A 16,930-nucleotide genomic window follows, 5' to 3' on the forward strand; every position below is an offset into this window, starting at 1 on the left:
AGCGCCATGAACGCCAACTTCGCGTCCTTCCTCTATCTGGTCTCCGGCGTCCTGTTCATCATGGCGCTGCGCGGCCTGTCGCATCCGACCACCAGCCGCCAGGGCAATCTCTACGGCATGATCGGCATGGGCATCGCCATCGCCACCACGCTGGCGCTGGCAACCCCCTCGGCCGGCCGCTTCGGCCTGATCGTGCTCGGCCTTGCCATTGGCGGCGGCGTCGGCGCCGTCACCGCGCGCCGCATCGCCATGACCTCGATGCCGCAGCTGGTCGCCGCCTTCCACTCGCTGGTCGGCCTCGCCGCCGTCATGGTGGCGGCCGCCGCCATCTATGCGCCGGAAAGCTTCGGCATCGGCACGGATGGCGACATCCATGCCCAGGCCCTGATCGAGATGAGCCTAGGCGTCGCCATCGGCGCCATCACTTTCACCGGCTCGGTCATCGCCTTCCTGAAGCTCGACGGCCGCATGTCCGGCAAGCCGATCATGATCGGCGGCCGCCACTTCATCAACGCAGCACTTGCCATCGCGCTCGTCGTCCTGATCGTGCTGCTGGTCACCACCGAGTCCAAACTGGTCTTCTGGCTGATTGTCGCGGCCTCGCTGGTGCTCGGCATCCTGCTGATCATCCCGATCGGCGGCGCCGACATGCCGGTCGTCGTCTCGATGCTGAATTCCTATTCGGGTTGGGCGGCCGCTGCACTCGGCTTCACGCTCGGCAATCTGGCGCTGATCATCACCGGTGCGCTGGTCGGCTCATCCGGCGCGATCCTGTCCTACATCATGTGCAAAGGCATGAACCGAAGCTTCATCTCGGTCATTCTCGGCGGCTTCGGCGGCGAGACGGCAGCGGCCGCCGATGACGGCATCGAACGCACGGTCAAGCAGGGTTCCGCTGACGATGCCGCCTACCTCATGATGAACGCCCAAAAAGTCATCATCGTGCCGGGCTACGGCATGGCGGTTGCCCAGGCGCAGCACGCGCTGCGCGAAATGGCCGACAAGCTCAAGGCCAATGGCGTCGACGTCAAATATGCCATTCACCCGGTCGCCGGCCGCATGCCCGGCCACATGAACGTGCTGCTCGCCGAAGCCAATGTGCCCTACGACGAAGTGTTCGAACTCGAGGACATCAACTCGGAATTCGCGCAGGCCGATGTCGCCTATGTCATCGGCGCCAACGACGTCACCAACCCGTCCGCGCGCGACGACAAGTCGTCGCCGATCTACGGCATGCCGATCCTCGACGTCGACAAGGCCCGCACCTGCCTGTTCGTCAAGCGCTCGCTCGGCTCCGGCTATGCCGGCATCGACAACACGCTGTTCTACAAGGACGGCACCATGATGCTGCTCGGCGATGCCAAGAAGATGACCGAAGAGATCGTCAAGGCCATGGATCACTGATCCGCGATCAGCGTCGGACAAGCCAAGAACCGCCCGGCTTCGCGCCGGGCTTTTTCTTGGCCGTGCTTTCTTGGCTTGACGGCGATTTCAGCGTTACGATGACGAATCCCCGCCTCGACGGCGGGATTGTCGTCGACGGAGACGTTGGTGCCTGACCCGATCGCATCGCCGCCCGCCGGAAAAGCGCCGCGCAAGCCTGGCCAGGCGGTGGTGATCGTGCATGGCATGGGCGAACAGCGGCCGATGGATACGCTGCGCGGCTTTGTCCAGGCCGTCTGGAGCCACGACCCCAGCCGCGCGCCGTTTTATGCCCATGTCGCCGATCCGGCCGACCCCGCCGGCGCGAAGATCAACCAGAGCTGGATCACTCCCGACAGCCGGACCAATTCATACGAACTTCGCCGCATCACCACGCCCTACGATGTCGATGGGCGCCGCACCGATTTCTACGAGCTTTACTGGGCTGACGTCACGCAGGGCACAACGCGGGGCCGACTTGCCGCCTGGGTGACAAATCTGCTGTGGCGTAAGCCCGCCGACATACCGCCCGACGCCCGAAAGCTCTATCTGGTCACTCTTTTGGCCGTCATCGTCGTCCTGTGCGCGATGCTCGCGCTCGCGACCTCGGTTTGGCAGCAGCAAATTTCGTGGACCGTCGGCGCGCTCGTCACCATCCTGGCCTCATTCGTCATCTGGTCAGTGGACCGTTTTGGCCTTCCCTATTTCGGCGATGTCGCGGCCTATGTGCGCGCTGAAGCTGCAACCGTCGAGAAGCGGGCTCTGATCCGCAGCCGTGGTCTGAAGCTGCTGAAGCGTCTGATGATGGACGATACCTACGATCGCATCGTGCTGGTCTCGCACAGCCTCGGGTCGATGATCGCCTATGACCTGCTGCAGATCTTGTGGGCCGATTTCAGGCCCCGAAAACTGGAGGCCATTCGCGACAAGGCGAAACTGAAGGCGATCCGCGCCATCGACAAGGCGACGCTTGTTACCGACGGCTCGGCATGGCCCGGCAGCCTTGAAGATCTTGCCGGGTTCCGGCGCGATCAGTGGGAGCTCTATCGCCAACTGCGCACCAAGGACGACAACCATCTGCCATGGAAGATCAGCGATTTCGTCACGCTTGGCAGCCCGCTGACCCACAGCGAATTTCTGGTGACGCACAATCTCGCCGAATTCAGACGCGGCATCGCCGAGCGCCTGTTCTCGGCATGTCCGCCGGTCGCCGAGGGAGCGGCGGCCGGTGGCACTGTGCTTTATCAGGAAGGGCGCAACCGTTCTTCGGGCAAGCCGCAGCGCGCGGTGCATCATGGCGCGGTGTTTGCGGCAACGCGCTGGACCAATATCTTCGACCGCGGCAATGGTTGGTTGACGGGCGATCCGATCTCCGGGCCGATGGCGGAGAATTTCGGCCCGGGCGTGGAGAACATCCAGGTCGAACTGCGCGGTTGCCTCGACCGTGTGTTCACCCACACGCTGTACTGGTCGTTGGCGGCGACCGGTGTCGAGGTCGCCGCCGGCGATCGGCCGCGCTCGCATCTTGCCGTGCTGCGCGACGCTGTCGACCTCGGTCGCAAACTGGAGCCGAGCCAAGCGGAAGCGCAGACGATTCCTCCCCGAAAATAGGAACAGATTTCAGCGAACGCGGCCGAGGCAGCGCCGCATGACAATTTCAAAACAATGTCCACTCCGGGCGGCCCGGAGTGGACTCGCCTTGCAAGTGCAGTTCAGCGGCTGGTGAGAAAAACCGCTTCCTCATCGTCGCGCTGCCTGCCCCCAAGGGCCGCGGCAGCACTGGCGATGAAGGCGCCGATGGCCAGCGACAGCGCACCAAGGAGCGCAAAGGTAGCGCCAGCCTTCCTGGCGGTGTCGGCAGCCTCCTGCGCCTTGACCTTGGCGTCCTGAGCCCTGGCGATGATCGCATCCACCCGCGCCTTGGTATCTGCTTCCGAAAGACCTGTGCGAGCGGCGACGAGTTGCGACAGGTAGGTCTTGTCGTCTGCCGAAACCTCGCCTGCCGTCGCACCGGCGATCAGGATGCGCGAGGCCTGCCCGGTCGCGGCGGTATCGCTGTCCGGATTGGCGGCAACCAGCCTGCCCGGATCGGCCGGACGGAACAGCGAATCCACAAGGTAGGATGTCGCATTGTCGACCGATGCGCTGCCGGCATTGGCCGAAGCCCCCGCCGATGCACCCATGGCAGCGCCAGACGCGACGGTGGACACCGCCTGCACGCCTGAACCGATTGCTGCGGAAAGGGCGGAGCCAAGCACGCCGACGACGAGCAAGGTGGCCAGCGCCCAGGCAAGAAAGCCGTGTGCGGTGTCCCGGAAATAGACCTCATCGGTGTGGATGCCGACCCATTTGGTGCGCAGCCGCCCGGCAAGATAGCCTCCGACACCAGAGGACAGCCATTGCACGATAACAAGCCAGACGGCGGTGGACGCCGCGAAAGTGGTGACAGATGCGCCGGATCCCGACCATGGCGACACCATGGTCAATCCCAGCCCCGAACCGAGCAGCATGAGGATGAAGGTCAACGTCGAAGCCGCGAAGGCACCCGCGATGATCGGTCCCCAACTGACGGCGGTGGAGGAGGATTCTGTTGAAGTGGAAACGTCGACCGCCGATAGGGTGGACTGCATGGAAGCCCCCTACCGTACGAACAGCATGATCAGAATGATGATCGGGATCGGAATACCGAGCAACCAGAGCAAAATGCCGCGTCCCATGAAGGCCTCCTGTAAGAAATTGTGACCGATGTTGTCACAATGTCCCGCAGGGACTTCCGTTCCGGCGCGTTGTAAAATGATTTTGTTGCCGCCGGTGGAACAATGGCGCGCCGCAGCGCGCCAATTCAGATTTAACGTCCAGATCAGATATCCAGATTGGCGACCGACAGCGCGTTGTCCTGGATGAACTCGCGCCTGGGTTCGACCTCGTCGCCCATCAGCCGCGAAAACAGCGAATCCGCGTCGGTCGCATCATTGACCTTGACCTGCAGCAGCGAGCGCACGTTCGGATCGAGCGTGGTTTCCCACAGCTGTTCGGCATTCATCTCGCCGAGACCCTTGTAGCGCTGCATTGTCAGGCCCTTGCGGCCGGTCGCAAAGACCGCATTGAGCATCGCCAGCGGCCCCGAGATGGTTTCGGAGACATCCTTGCGGCGCAGCACCGGCGGCGAGCCGTAGACCTCGCTGAGGCGCTGTGCGTAGCGGTCGAGCTGGCGTGCGTCGGCCGAATTGATCAGCGCCAGATCGAGATGCGCGTATTCCTTGACGCTGCGCACCGTGCGCTCGAACACATAGCCGCCGACACCTTCATTCGAGGTCGACATGCGGCCGGTCCAGCCGCGCTCGGTGTCCTCGGCAATGATGTCGAGGCGTTTTGCAATCCGCTCCGCCATGGCGTTGGCGCGGCCGAGATCGGTGAACACGTCCGGGTTGAGCCCGCCGGCGATCGCCGCCTGTTCGACGACGCCTCTGTTGTAGCGCGTGTGCAGGCCGTTGATCAGCTGGCGCACCGCCAGTGCGTCGTCGATGGCTCCGCGCAGGTCCTGCCCGATGCGAACCTCGCCCGAGCCGAGCGTAAGCGATGCTTCCTCCAGTCCCGAGCCGATCAGGAACTCTTCGAACGCGCTCTCGTCCTTGATGTATTGCGAGCTCTTGCCGCGCGTCACTTTGTAGAGCGGCGGCTGGGCGATATAGAGATGGCCGCGCTCGATCAGCTCCGGCATCTGCCGGAAGAAGAAGGTCAGCAGCAAGGTTCTGATATGGGCACCGTCGACATCGGCGTCGGTCATCAGGATGATCTTGTGGTAGCGCAGCTTGTCGGCGTTGAACTCGTCCTTGCCGATCGAGGTGCCGAGCGCCGTGATCAGCGTGCCGATCATGTCGGAGCCGAGCATGCGGTCGAAGCGCGCCCGCTCGACATTGAGGATCTTGCCGCGCAACGGCAGGATCGCCTGGTTCTGGCGCGAACGCCCACCCTTGGCCGAGCCGCCGGCGGAGTCACCCTCGACGATGAAGATTTCGGACTTCGCCGGGTCGCGTTCCTGGCAGTCGGCCAGTTTGCCGGGCAGGGAAGTGACGCCGAGCGAGCTCTTGCGGGTGATATCGCGCGCCTTGCGCGCCGCTTCACGCGCCGCCGCGGCCTGGATCACCTTGTCGACGACCACCTTGCCTTCGCTCGGATGTTCTTCCAGCCAGGTGCCGAGCGCTTCGTTGACGAGGCCTTCGACGACAGGACGGACTTCCGACGAGACCAGCTTGTCCTTGGTCTGCGAGGAGAATTTCGGATCTGGAACCTTGACTGAAAGCACCGCCGTCAGGCCTTCGCGGCAATCGTCGCCGATCAGCGAGACCTTTTCCTTCTTGGTCAGGCCCGACGATTCGCCATAGCCGGTGATCTGGCGCGTCAGCGCGCCGCGAAAGCCGGCCAGATGCGTGCCGCCATCGCGCTGAGGGATGTTGTTGGTGAAGGCCAGCACGTTCTCGTGGTAGCTGTCGTTCCACCACATCGCCACTTCGACGGTGATCCCGTCGCGCTCCGCCCGGATGGCGATCGGCTTGTCGATCAGCGGTTTCTTGACCCGATCGAGATATTTGACGAATTCCTCGAGGCCTCCATCATAGTGCAGCTCATGGCGCACGACGTCGGCGTGACGGGCATCGGTCAAAATGATGCGCACGCCGGAATTGAGGAAGGCAAGCTCACGCAGCCGGTGTTCCAGCGTGCCGAAGTCGAACTCGACCATGGTGAAGGTCTCGGCCGACGGGAAGAAGGTGATCTGGCTGCCGCTGCGGCCCTCATAGGTGCCCGGCTGCTTGTCCTGCTCATAGCTGCCGGTCGCCTTCAGCGGCGCGTCGGCATTGCCATGCGTGAAACTCATCTCGAAGATCTGGCCGTTGCGGCGGATTTTCAGCTTCAGCCACGCCGACAGCGCGTTGACCACCGAGACGCCGACGCCATGCAGGCCGCCCGAGACCTTGTAGGAATTCTGGTCGAACTTGCCGCCGGCATGCAGCTGCGTCATGATCACTTCGGCCGCCGAAATGCCTTCTCCGGTGTGGATATCGGTCGGAATTCCGCGGCCATTGTCGATCACGGTGACCGAACCATCGGGGTTGAGCGTGACGGTGACGAGATCGGCGTGACCGGCCAGCGCCTCGTCGATGGCGTTGTCGACCACTTCGTAGACCATGTGATGCAGGCCCGAACCGTCGTCGGTATCGCCGATATACATTCCGGGGCGTTTGCGGACAGCATCCAACCCCTTCAAAACCTTGATGGAATCGGCGCCGTATTCGGCTTCAGCGCCGTTGTTGTTGTCGATCTGATCGCTCATGAAAACCTGTTGTCTGGATGCCGCTTGCACGGCGCGAAAAACCCGCTCCGAATCGCGCCTCTGATATGCACTAGATATAGGCGCAAAAGGCGGTTTTTCCAAGGTTTGCAGGCATTTCACGGGGAATGAGCCGGCTGTCCATGGCAGCCTCCCGTCAGGCCCTATTTCACTTTGGCCAGCCGGTCCCTGAGAAACTTGATCATGAACTTGTATCGCGGCGCCAGCCGCCCTCTGCGGTCGAGCTCCAGCGTCATGTCCAGCGCCTGCGAAAGGACCGTCTTGGGGTTCTTGGCGACCTGAGCGTAGTCGATCATGGCAACCACCAGGTCGCGCTGCCAGGTGGCGTTGTTTGGGTCGGACCGGGCGAGCTTCTGGCGGATGTCGAGACTGTCCTGGAAAGCCTGCCGCGCGCCTTTGACGTCGCGCTGCTTGGCCTTGAGCATGCCGATCTCGGACAGAGTGATCGACAGGTCGCGTTGCCAGTCGGCATTGGCAGGGTCGAGCTTGGCCAGCCGGTCGGCGATAGCGAAACTGTCTGTATAGGCCTTGAGCGCTCCGGCGCGGTCGCCCTGAATCGCCAGAATGCCGGCGACCTTCTCCAGGCTGACCGAGAGGTCGCGTTGCCAGTCGGCGTTGGCAGGGTCACTGGCCGCCAGCACGCGGGCTATCGAGAGGGCTTGCCTATAGGCGGCGAGGGCTGCCGGCCATTCCTCTTGATCGCTCAGCGCATTGCCCATCTTTGCGTTGCCGACAGACAGGTCGCGCTTCAGCTCACTGTTGTCGGGGTCGCGGCCCACCAATTGTTCGACGATCGCATGGCCCGCTTTATAGGACGCGAGTGCGCCCGCCGCATCGCCGCGCTCGCGCTTGAGGTCGCCGATCGTATCATGGCTGACCGACACATCGCGCTGCCGTTCGGCATCCTGCGGCTTCTTTTCGGCCAATGCCAATCGGATCTTCAGGCTCTCCTCGTAGGCCATCTGGGCGTTGTCCAGTTGCCCCATGACCCGGGCAAGGCCGCCGATCTCATCATAGCTGATGGTCAGGTCACGCTGCAGCTCGGCGCGCTCCGGTTCGTTGTCGGCAAGCTGCTTCTTGACCGACAAGCCTTCCTGGTAGATCTGCGAGGCCCCAGCCAGATCGCCTTGCGTCACAAGCACATTGCCGATCTTGTCGTCGGCCATGGCGAAGTCGCTGAACCATGACAGCCGATCGGGTTCGGCAGCGGTCAAATCCCTGAGCATGGTTCTGGCGGTCCGATAGTTTTCCAGCGCTTCCGGCAGGTCTCCTTGCGCCAGCTTGATGTTGCCGAGCTTGATGTGGCTGACGGCAAAATCGCGCTTGACGCTCGGGTCGGTTTCCCGGGCCGAACGCAGCTCGAGATTGGACACCAGCGCTGCAAAGGCGCGGCCTGCCGCATCGGTGTTGCCGACAAGGGTGTAGAGCTTGCCGAGCTCGTCCAGGGTTCGGATCTGGCGGTCGGCCTGGTCCAGGGTCAGATCGGTTTGCCCGGCCTCGCCGTAGAGGACCAGCACCGATTCATAGTCCTTGATGGCCTTGGCATAGTCGAGGTCGGCACGCGCCGCACCGCCCGACAGGAAACGCGTCGCCGCCTCGGACAGCGTGCGGTTGACGAAGTTGGCCTTCAAGGCGTTGCGCGAAACATTGTCGATGTCGGCGGCCTTTGCGAGGATGGCGCGAGCCCCATCGAAGGCACCGAGCGAAAGCTGCTCCTCGGCCTGCCGGCGCAATTCCGTCACCTGCGGATCATCGGAGGCCAGCGTCCTCATTTCGCCGCGCACCTTGACGAAGGCGTCGGCCGCCTCGCGCAACCGGGCATTCAGGCTGTCCGCCGAAAGGTGGCTGGCGTCGGAGCTGATCAGCACGCCGTAGAGAGGCGCCAGCGGCATGTCGGCATCGCTGGCGACCTGCTCGACCTCACCGCGCATTTCCGGCGTCACGTCGGCCATGGCAAGCAACAGGCGCTCGCGCTCCGGCAATTGTTGCTTGGCGGCCGCGGCAAAAAACACCTTCGGCAGGCCGCTCTCGACGTAAGGCAGCTGTTTGCCCCGCGACAAATCGTAGACCTCCTGCTGCACCAGCGTCAGCACCGAGCGGATCTCGAGCCCGTCGGTGCCGAGATATTTGGTCAGCGCTGTCGTGAAGGGCGAGTTCTGGCCGGTGCCGTCGGCAGCCGTCTCGCCCGGTGCGGCGGAGAAGGCGAACAGGACGTTTTCGGCGCGGCCAATCCGGCCGAGACCCGGCTTCACCTTGTCGGAGACATCCTTTGCCAGCGATGTCGCGCCGCGCCCTTCACCGCTGCTTCCCGAAAAGGGATCGCTGCGGCAGGCGTCGAGCATGATCAGGCCGACCTTGGCCGTGGCGGCCACGCTGTCGCGCACCTCTTCCAGCGGCAGGCTGGTCTTCTCCAGCGCATCGAGCGAGGAGGCGTCGGCATCGATCGGGAGCAGCCGGTTGTCGCCCGAGATTTCCACGCCGTGGCCGGAGAAGTAGACCAGCGCCACGTCGGCGCCTTTGGCATCCAGGCGAAAATCGTCGAGCGCGCGGCGCATTCGCCGCAGGTCGCGATTGGTTTCGAGGATGACCTCGAAGCCGAGCTTCTTCAGCGCCGCTGCCATCGCCTCGCCGTCATGGACCGGATTGGCGAGCGGCCGAACCAGGCGGTAGCCGTCCTCGGCTATGATCAAAGCCACGCGTCGCTCAGCCACCGCGGCGGCGGTGCTCATGAGCATCAGCAGCAAGGCAAAAAGCAAGCGCAAGTCGAACCGCCCCCCGGCTTGTCCATTTGCGCAAACATTCCACCTCTTTATGCCATGAGCAAGCCGGGCTTTTTGCGGAAGACCAGCGTTTTCAGGCAACCCGCATAGGCTTCAAAGCCTCGCTCCAGCGCAACAGCTCGTCGAGCATGGTTTTGGCTCCGCCCTGCACCTGTTCGCTGGCGTTGAAAGCGCCGTTCTCATCGAGCAGTTTCTGGTACATCGGCAGCGCGACGCCTTCCGAGATCGGCATGACGCCGACCGATGTCAGCAACGGCTTCAGCGCTTGCGCCGCGCGCAGGCCGCCGGAGACGCCGCCATAGCTGAAAATGGCTGCAGGCTTGTACTTCCATTCACGCGAGAGATAATCGACCGCGTTGACGATCGCCGGCGCCACGAAATAATTGTATTCCGGCGCCACGAAGACGAAGGCGTCGGCGGCATCGATCGCTTTCGACCAGGCCTTGGTATGGTCGTTCTTGTAATTGCCGAGCCTTGGATGGTGCGGTTCGTCCAGCACCGGAAGCTTGAACGTATCGATGTCGGTAAGTACCGGCTCGAATTTTCCATGCTCGCGCGCGAACGTGTCCAGCCACTCGGCAAAAACCGGTCCGGCGCGGCCTGGTCGCGTGCTGCCGATGATGATGTTCAACTGGTGCTTCAAGGCGGGCTCCTAGGTCTGGCGGTATCTGTTGGTGACCTACGGCAGGGCACGGCCGCGGACAAGGCGGCACCGCCATGGAGGCGGTCACAATCGGCTGAACGGATCGCCTGCCGTGACGCCTCGGGCTGCATATTTGCGCCTGCCGTTCGGTCACATGGACGCCCGCATTGCCAGCCACTACATTGGGGTATCAGCGGAGCAGCCCATGGACATCCAGCCCGCCCCCTTCATTCCCCCGGCGCCGAAGCCGCGCACCACGCCGCCCTCGACGCTGGAGATGATCCGCATCGTCTACCGCAACCCGCTCGAATTGTGGGGTGAGCACACCTACAACGAGCCGTGGATCTCGGCCAGTGGTGTTGGTGGACATCTGATCGTCGCCAATGATCCCGGCCTGATCCGCCATGTGCTGGTCGACAACGCCAGGAACTACAAGATGGCGACGGTGCGTCAGAAGATCCTGCGGCCGATCCTGCGCGATGGCCTGCTGACCGCCGAGGGCGAGGTCTGGAAGCGGTCGCGCAAGGCGATGGCGCCGGTGTTCACGCCGCGCCACATCTTCGGCTTCGCCCAGCCGATGCTGAGACGCACGCTGGACTTCGTCACCCGCTACGAAGACGGCGGCACGTCCGACATCGCCCATGACATGACGCTGCTCACCTACGACATCCTGGCCGAGACGCTGTTTTCCGGCGAGATATCGGGCGAGCCTGGCAGTTTCGCCAACGAGATCGACCGCCTGTTCGAGACCATGGGTCGCGTCGATCCGCTCGATCTGTTGCGCGCGCCCGACTGGCTGCCGAGGCTGACCCGTATCCGCGGCCGCAAGACCATGGCCTATTTCCGCAAGATCGTCACCGATACGGTCAAGATGCGCGAAGCGAAATTCAAGCGCGACCCCGATGCCGTGCCGCAGGATTTCCTGACGCTGCTGCTCAAGGCCGAGGGACCCGACGGGCTGACGCGGGCCGAGGTCGAGGACAACATCATCACCTTCATCGGCGCCGGCCATGAGACGACGGCGCGTGCGCTGGGCTGGACACTGTATTGCCTGGCTGAATCACCGTGGGAGCGCGACCGGGTCGAGCAGGAGATCGACCAGGTGTTGGCGCGCGAGCCCGATCCGACGAAATGGCTCGATGCCATGCCGTTCACGCGTGCGGCTTTCGACGAAGCGCTCAGGCTGTATCCGCCGGCGCCGTCGATCAACCGCGAGCCGATCGAACCGGAAATGTGGAAGGATCTTCATATCCCCAAGCACGCCGCGGTGCTGGTGATGCCCTGGGTCGTGCATCGCCACAGGAAACTGTGGGACCGGCCGGATGCCTTCCTGCCGGAGCGCTTCCATCCGGGAAATCGCGAAAAGATCGACCGCTTCCAGTATCTGCCGTTTGGCGCGGGTCCGCGCGTCTGCATCGGCGCCAGCTTCGCCATGCAGGAGGCGATCATCGCGCTGGCGATCATGCTGTCGCGCTTCCGCTTCGACACGACAGCCGAAACCAAACCCTGGCCGGTACAGAAACTGACCACGCAGCCGCAAGGCGGTCTGCCGATGCGGGTCACGCCGCGACAGGCATGAGACACAGCTTCAGACGGTTGTGATAAATCAAGCAGCAGGCTTGCGTTGCTGGAACTGGCCGGCGGCGCGGTAGCGCCAGAGATAGCTGGGCAGGATCGTCGCGATCGATTGCGGCTGGATGCCGAGCCCTGCAAGCGTCCTGTTGGTCTTGTTGGCGGCGTCCGAAACGATGTTGTGCTCGCGCAACTGCGTCACCTGGTCCTTGGTCAGCAGCGGATTGGGCAACAGGCCGAGGATCGAGGCCTGGATGTTGGCCACCCACCACGGCACCGGCACCAGCAGCCGCTTGCGCTCGATCACGTCGAGCAGCTCTTCCATGCACTGCTTGAAGGTGAGCACCTTCGGTCCACCAAGTTCATAGATCTGGCCGCCATCCACCTTGCCGTCGACCGAGCGCGCCACCGCTTCGGCCACGTCGCCGACATAGACCGGCTGGAACTTGGTCTGGCCGCCGCCGATCAGCGGCAGCACCGGCGAATAGCGCGCCATGTTGGCGAAGCGGTTGAAGAAGCCGTCTTCGGGTCCGAAATTGATCGACGGCCGGAAGATCACGGCGTCCTTGATCGTCTCCAGCACAGCCTTTTCGCCAAGCGCCTTGGTGCGCGCGTAGTCTGATTCGGAGTCCAGATCGGCGCCAAGCGCAGAAATGTGGGTCAGGCCGGCGCTGACCGAGCGTGCGGCCTCGGCCACTGCGCGGGCGCCGAACTCGTGCACGGCGGAGAATTTCTGCCGGCCGCTCTCATGCAGGATGGCGACCAGATTGACGACGTGGTCGGCGCCCTGCACGGCGCGGTCTACCGACCAGCGCACGCGCACATTGGCCTGCACCGGCTGGATCTGGCCGACATTGCCAAGCGGCTGCAAATGGCCGGCAAGATCGGGCCGCCGGCAGGCGACCCGGATGCGATAGCCGCGCTTGGCCAACGCGCGCACGACATGGCGGCCGACAAAGCCTGACCCGCCAAAGACGACGACGAGCTTTGGGGTCTGCAGGATTTCGGTCATGGCTGGCTCCGGCGCTCGCAAGCTTGGCTGAAGCCGTTTCATAATCCGTTTCGTGCCAAAGGCAAAGGGCGACGCGTCGTCGCTATCAGCCTGTCAGAACGCTTTGCCCATACGGGCGTCGACCGAATGGCGGTTGCCGCCGCGAATGACGAAAAAGAGCAGGATCGCCGCCCAAAGCAGCGACTTTTCCGCGCCCGAATAGCCTTGGTCCATCGTGACCCAGTGGAACCAGACCGTGACCAGCAGCACGAACAGGCCGGCAAAGGCGGCCGGCCGCGTCAAAAACCCGATGGCAATGAAGATGCCGCCGAAGAATTCAGTGCAGGCCAGAAGCAACGACCACAACGCGCCCGGATAGAAACCGAGACCCTCGACCATCTCGGCAGCGCCGAAAGGATTGGTGATCTTCTGCGAACCATGGATGGCGAAAAACCCGCCGGCGACAACGCGAAGAACGGTTTCGGCACCATCGTGCAGAGCCGCGTAAAACCTGCCAAGGACCGGGATGACAAGGGCGTTGCGGGGGTTGTCCGTGCTTGCCGACATTATAGCTCCTCTGTTTTGCTCAATCAGCGCAAACGGCCGGTCGGGTCGGCCGAAGTCAAATAAACAAAAGTTGACCAAAACAAGAATGTTTTATTCATTGTGCGATCAAAACGCAGAAAACCCCGCCGAAGCGGGGTTTTCCGGGTGACATCCATGCGAAGTCAGGGGCCGACGGAGCGCCTGACCTGAGACGGTATCAGGAGGGCGTGAAGCAAGTACGCCCACCCCAGCCCTGAACATCCGACATGGTGCCACCAACCTTCTTGCAGGCGGCGACGAAATCGGCGCTGCAATTGGCGAATTTTGCATGGCCGTTCTTGCAGTAATGGTCTTCGGTGGCGCCGCCGCTCGGGGCAGTGATGACACCCGGGCTGGACGGCTTGACCGGCGCGGCCTTCAGGGTGGCTGCCTGTGTGGCACCCATGAACGAGCCGAGCAGAAGGACGGCGGTCAGCATGGTGATCTTGGTGTTGGTCATGACAATTTCCTTTGATTTGGGTTGAGGTTTCCGAGGCGCGAAGGACCGGCCTTCGCGTGATGCAGGCTTTCGATTTCGGTTTGCTGCTTCCCCCGGTGTGGATCGGGCAAGTTCGCCTTGCCCTGGACAAAGCTGGGTCGCAGCAAGGCGCGGAAAGGTTCAGCAGCGCGCAAAGAAAATCGCATCGCGCCGCGCCTGCGGCGGGCAGATTTCAGATAACTATTTGATATTTAACAACTATTCAGGAAGAATAGCGTGCGGCGAATTCGGAAATGCGCTGCACCACCGCCTTGGATGCCGTGATGCCCCGCGCTTGCGCCTTCTCGGCGGCCTCTGCGCGGGCACGACCGGGCACATGCACACCGAAGCGCCGCCGCAGCCGGTCGAGCTGGTCCTTCATCCGCTGCTCGAAATCCGGATCGAGCAGCTTGGGTTCGATAGCAAGCACGAATAGTCCCGTGCCGGGGCTGTCCGGCCCGCCGCTGAACCATGGCGCATCGAGCGACCAGTTGGCGCCCGACAGGCCCGCCGCCAGCACCTCGACCATCAGTGCGATGTTGGCGCCGCGCTGGCCGCCGAAGGCGAGCATGGCGCCCTTCATGGCGGCGGCGGGATCGGTGGTCGGGTTGCCGCTGGCGTCCAGCGCCCAGCCTTCCGGGATCGTCTTGCCCTCCTCGGCCGCTTTGCGGATGTTGACGAAAGCGGTGGCGCTCGACGACTGGTCGATGACCAGCGGCGCCCCGTCGGCGGCGGGGGCGGCAAACGACATCGGGTTGGTGCAGTAGACCGGCTTGACCGAGCCCGAGCCGGCAAGCACGGCCGGGCCGTTGGTGGCGGCGAACGACACCAGCCCGAGTGTTGCCAGTCTTCCGGTGAAATAGCCGAGCGCGCCGCATGTATAGGCGTTCTTCTGCGAGAAGATGGCGACGCCGAACAGCTTTGCCGCCTTGGCGAGGTCGTCGATAGTGCGGTCGAAGCCGGTATGCGCCAGCCCCCGGCGTGCATCGGAGAGATAGACCGCAAGCGCCGGCCGGGTGATCACCGGGTCGGCATTGCCGTCGATGCGTCCGGCTTCCAGCGCCTCGAGATAGTCGATGAAATGCGACAGACCGACCGAGGAAAGCCCTTCGGCCTCGGCTGATATGATCGAAGCAGTGAGCGATTGTGCCGCTTCCTCATTGGCGCCAGCGCCAAGTGCCGCCATCCGGCACAGTCCTTTTGCCTGGTCGAGACTGAGTTGCATGATGGCAATCCTAGGGGAATAGGGGAGTAAGGGAATAGGGGAATAGGGGATTGGTGAGCAGTGAATAGCGAATGGGGATGGAATTGTGAACGTGAATAGTGGCTGGCTACTCCCCTACTCCCCTACTCCCCTCTAACCAATCTTGTTGGGAATCCTGGCCTCTATCCTGCTGAAGGCGAAGACCAGAATACCGGTGATCGTCATGTAGATCAGCGCCAGCAGCAGCAGGGGCTCATAGGTGAGGTAGGTGTCCTGCCGCACCTTGGACGAAACGGCGAAGATGTCGATGACACTGATCGTTGCCACCAGCGGCGTCGATTTCAACTGCAGCACGGTCTCGCCGGTCAGCGTCGGCAGCGCCCGGTAGATGGCCTGCGGCAGCCAGATCCGCCGGAATGCCTTCCAGCGGCTCATGCCGAAGGCACGCGCCGCCTCCAGTTGTCCCTTGGGCACACCGGCAAAGGCGCCACGCATCACCTCGCCCTCATAGCCGGCGAAAGACAGGGTCAACGCCAGCACGCCATAGGGCCAGGCTTGCCTGAGATATGGCCACATCCAGGATTCGCGGATCCACGGATATTGCGGGAACAGCGAACCCAGGCCGTAATAGAGCAGCCAGAGCTGGATCAGCAGCGGCGTGCCCCGGATCACCGTGCAGAACACCTTGGCAGGCGCGGCGAACCAGAATGAGCCGGCGGCTTGCGCCAGCCCGAGCGGCACGGCGAGCAGAAAGCCCAGCACGCAGGTGACGGCCAGGATCCACAGCGACCGCCAGATGCCGATCAAGCCCATTTCATAATATTGCGGCAGCCAGTCCCAGCGCATGAAAAAGGCAGCCGACAAAACAAGGCCCAGTGCGATCAGGATCAGCACGATGCGGTGCGGCTGCAGCCACAGCGATGTTCGCGCGACGACGTTGATGATGGCAGCCTCGTTGGCCATCAGCGCGCCTCCTTGAGCGAAGGCATGCCGCGCCGCGACCAGGTCTCGACCCGGCCGATGACGAGGTTGGAGAACAGCGACAAAAGCAGATAGAGCACGCCCGCCGCGAAAAAGAAGGTGAAATAGGCTTTGGTGACACCCGCCGCCTGCCGCGTCGCCAGCGCCAGTTCGTAGAAGCCGACGACCGCCAATAGCGCGGTATCCTTGGTGGCGATCAGCCAGAGATTGGCGAGGCCCGGTATGGCGAAGGGCAGCATTGACGGCAAGGTGATGCGCCGCAACAGCAGGCCCGGAGACATTCCATAGGCGCGGGCGGCCTCGATCTGGCCCTGCGGAATGGCCAGGATCGCGCCGCGTATCACCTCTGTCGAATAGGCGCCCTGGACGAAGCCGAGCACGGCGATGCCGGCGGCAAGGCCGCTCACATCGACGCGCTGGTAGCCCATGGCCGTCAGCGCCTGATTGATCAGGTCGGTTCCGGCGTAATAGAGCAGCAGGATCAGCACCAGTTCGGGCACGGCGCGCACGATGGTGGTGTAGACCGCCAGGAGATCGCGCACCACCGGCCCGCCATAAAGCTTGCCGTAGGCGCCGCCGGTGCCGATCAGAAGGCCGAGGCACGTGGCGCCCAGCGCGATCTCGATCGAGTGCAGCAGCCCGACCAGAAGCGTCCCGCCCCAGCCTGGCGGGTAGGGCGAGAGAAGCTCGGTGATGCCGGCCGCGGAGGCCGAAAGAAGTGCGTCGATCAGCGTCGCCCCCGAAGTGCTGGCCAACCGCCGACGGCTGTGTCGGCGGCAAACATGCCTGGGAAAGATCGGGCAGGTGGGGGGGGGGGGGGGGGCCCCCCCCCCCCCCGCCCCGGGGGGGGGGGAGTTTGGAAGAGCCCCCCCCCCCCCCGAAAAATGGGAAAAAAAATATTTTTTATAGGAGTAGGGAAAATTT

13 protein-coding genes are annotated in these 16,930 nt (G+C 63.4%); 3 read left to right on the top strand and 10 right to left on the bottom strand.

Annotated elements, in window-relative coordinates:
• Nucleotides 1–6: 6 nt before the first annotated feature.
• Together AC0L2U_RS25370 and AC0L2U_RS25375 are read left to right on the top strand one after the other, a co-directional pair.
• On the top strand, nucleotides 7–1,404 hold the full coding sequence (locus AC0L2U_RS25370; RefSeq protein WP_109665727.1) for an NAD(P)(+) transhydrogenase (Re/Si-specific) subunit beta: 1,398 nt from the start codon (nucleotides 7–9) through the stop codon (nucleotides 1,402–1,404).
• 147 nt (nucleotides 1,405–1,551) lie between these two features.
• Nucleotides 1,552–3,033 carry a hypothetical protein gene (locus tag AC0L2U_RS25375; protein ID WP_292134755.1) on the top strand — a complete coding sequence of 494 codons (1,482 nt, stop codon included), beginning with the start codon at nucleotides 1,552–1,554 and terminating at the stop codon, nucleotides 3,031–3,033.
• 101 nt (nucleotides 3,034–3,134) lie between these two features.
• On the opposite strand, the gene AC0L2U_RS25380 is transcribed toward AC0L2U_RS25375, so the two are convergent.
• The 4 genes from AC0L2U_RS25380 to AC0L2U_RS25395 all read right to left on the bottom strand — a co-directional run bounded on the left by AC0L2U_RS25380 (nucleotide 3,135) and on the right by AC0L2U_RS25395 (nucleotide 10,195).
• A complete protein-coding gene (locus AC0L2U_RS25380) occupies nucleotides 3,135–4,052 on the bottom strand; it encodes a hypothetical protein (protein WP_473602810.1) in 918 nt (305 codons plus the stop codon).
• Nucleotides 4,053–4,282: 230 nt separating this feature from the next.
• Nucleotides 4,283–6,754: a DNA topoisomerase (ATP-hydrolyzing) subunit B gene (gene gyrB, locus AC0L2U_RS25385; RefSeq protein WP_127322107.1), complete on the bottom strand. Its 2,472-nt coding sequence runs from the start codon at nucleotides 6,752–6,754 to the stop codon at nucleotides 4,283–4,285.
• Between the two features lie 161 nt (nucleotides 6,755–6,915).
• The gene (locus AC0L2U_RS25390; protein ID WP_473602811.1) at nucleotides 6,916–9,534 is read right to left on the bottom strand and encodes a caspase family protein; all 2,619 of its coding nucleotides are present in this window, start codon (nucleotides 9,532–9,534) and stop codon (nucleotides 6,916–6,918) included.
• Nucleotides 9,535–9,625: 91 nt separating this feature from the next.
• Complete coding sequence (locus AC0L2U_RS25395) at nucleotides 9,626–10,195, bottom strand: NADPH-dependent FMN reductase (protein WP_256746666.1); 570 nt, start codon at nucleotides 10,193–10,195, stop codon at nucleotides 9,626–9,628.
• Nucleotides 10,196–10,400: 205 nt separating this feature from the next.
• Between AC0L2U_RS25395 and AC0L2U_RS25400 the strand changes: the two genes are divergently transcribed.
• Nucleotides 10,401–11,774: a cytochrome P450 gene (locus AC0L2U_RS25400; RefSeq protein WP_127322890.1), complete on the top strand. Its 1,374-nt coding sequence runs from the start codon at nucleotides 10,401–10,403 to the stop codon at nucleotides 11,772–11,774.
• A 27-nt stretch (nucleotides 11,775–11,801) separates the two neighbouring features.
• Here AC0L2U_RS25400 and AC0L2U_RS25405 read toward each other — a convergent pair whose 3' ends face one another.
• From AC0L2U_RS25405 to AC0L2U_RS25430, 6 genes are all read right to left on the bottom strand, one after another.
• Nucleotides 11,802–12,779, bottom strand: coding sequence for a complex I NDUFA9 subunit family protein (locus tag AC0L2U_RS25405; RefSeq protein WP_473602812.1), 978 nt, complete (start codon nucleotides 12,777–12,779; stop codon nucleotides 11,802–11,804).
• 93 nt (nucleotides 12,780–12,872) lie between these two features.
• Nucleotides 12,873–13,325 carry a DoxX family protein gene (locus tag AC0L2U_RS25410; RefSeq protein ID WP_127270318.1) on the bottom strand — a complete coding sequence of 151 codons (453 nt, stop codon included), beginning with the start codon at nucleotides 13,323–13,325 and terminating at the stop codon, nucleotides 12,873–12,875.
• A 196-nt stretch (nucleotides 13,326–13,521) separates the two neighbouring features.
• Entirely contained in the window at nucleotides 13,522–13,803 is a 282-nt protein-coding gene (locus tag AC0L2U_RS25415; RefSeq protein WP_027039833.1) for a hypothetical protein, read from the bottom strand.
• 241 nt (nucleotides 13,804–14,044) lie between these two features.
• Complete coding sequence (locus AC0L2U_RS25420; protein ID WP_164749058.1) at nucleotides 14,045–15,046, bottom strand: Ldh family oxidoreductase; 1,002 nt, start codon at nucleotides 15,044–15,046, stop codon at nucleotides 14,045–14,047.
• Between the two features lie 132 nt (nucleotides 15,047–15,178).
• On the bottom strand, nucleotides 15,179–15,988 hold the full coding sequence (locus AC0L2U_RS25425; protein ID WP_027039831.1) for an ABC transporter permease: 810 nt from the start codon (nucleotides 15,986–15,988) through the stop codon (nucleotides 15,179–15,181).
• On the bottom strand, nucleotides 15,988–16,701 hold the full coding sequence (locus tag AC0L2U_RS25430; protein WP_206516821.1) for an ABC transporter permease: 714 nt from the start codon (nucleotides 16,699–16,701) through the stop codon (nucleotides 15,988–15,990). Before AC0L2U_RS25430 ends, AC0L2U_RS25425 begins: the two co-directional genes overlap by 1 nt.
• Nucleotides 16,702–16,930: the final 229 nt, after the last annotated feature.

This window comes from Mesorhizobium sp. WSM4808, assembly GCF_055811675.1.